We start from the raw sequence: 1,022 nt of genomic DNA, 5'->3' as shown, positions 1-1,022 counted from the left end.
CGCGATGGACGACGGTCTGCGTTTCGCAATCCGTGAAGGCGGCCGTACCGTTGGCGCGGGCGTTGTTGCTAAAGTTCTGGGCTAATTACACGTTTTAATTAACGTTTTAGTCTTAAAAACCCCGAATTTATTTCGGGGTTTTTTTATTTTTACTACATGCAAATTTAAATAAATATAAGGCGATATCATTAATATTTACTTTACTGGTAAGATGAGCATGCTTATTTCTTAAAACGGCTTTCGTTATATAAACTTATTTGAGTTTGATTCCTGTGGTCATTACTTTATGGGCTGCTACATCGTTATGTAATAACCCAATGGGTTAAAAACAACAGGAATGTTTAAAATGAAATTAAATCTCGCAACGAAAGCTTTATTTTGCATGGGGCTGACATGTGCTGCGTTGCCTGCATTCGCGCTCGAAGCATGGAGCGGTCAGGAAGGTGGCAGTACTTATGAAGTTATTTTCGATGGTGGTGTGTATAAGAATGCATGGTGGGTAGGCGCCTCAGATTGCCCGGGCAATGCTGCTAACGATCAGGCAAATAACCCCTGGCGTTTTGAACGCAACGCGACCGCCGCTGAAATGGATAAATACGGTAATCCTGTTACCTGTGAAACCAGTGGTGGTACGGTAACTTATCCTGCCTATGATAATAGCGTTGCTTATAAAGCGGGTGATGTTGTTAGCTATAACAATGCAACGTATAAAACCTCGGTTGCGCAAAGCGCATATGGTTTTGTTCCGGGCCAGGATAATCCATGGGAAGCTTATGCGCCCGTTGTGCAGTGGTCATCTTCCACCGTTTATAATAAAGGCGATAAAGTTCAGAAAAACGGTCAGGAATATGAAGCTCTGTTTTATACCGTAGGAGACGATCCTTCGCTTGCCGCTAACCAGAACCCGACCGGCTCCAACGGCCGTCCCTGGAAACCACTGGGTGTCGTTACCACATACACTCAGGATCAGCTGAACAAGGCGCCGGTTTATAATTCCTCAACCCTATATGAAAGCGGTACGC

The 1,022-nt window shown here is 44.5% G+C and carries 2 protein-coding genes; both read left to right on the top strand.

Features of this window, described 5'->3' with window-relative positions:
- On the top strand, nt 1–85 hold an 85-nt coding region (locus tag C5687_RS24245), incomplete at its 5' end, for an EF-Tu C-terminal domain-related protein (protein WP_000740160.1).
- A 261-nt stretch (nt 86–346) separates the two neighbouring features.
- A partial coding sequence (locus C5687_RS24240) for a carbohydrate-binding protein (protein WP_338013988.1) occupies nt 347–1,022 on the top strand: 676 nt, incomplete at its 3' end.

This window comes from Enterobacter sichuanensis, assembly GCF_002939185.1.
Classification (GTDB): domain Bacteria; phylum Pseudomonadota; class Gammaproteobacteria; order Enterobacterales; family Enterobacteriaceae; genus Enterobacter; species Enterobacter sichuanensis.
The sequence above is the reverse complement of the archived record's forward strand: the minus strand, read 5'-3'. Positions and strand labels throughout refer to the sequence as shown.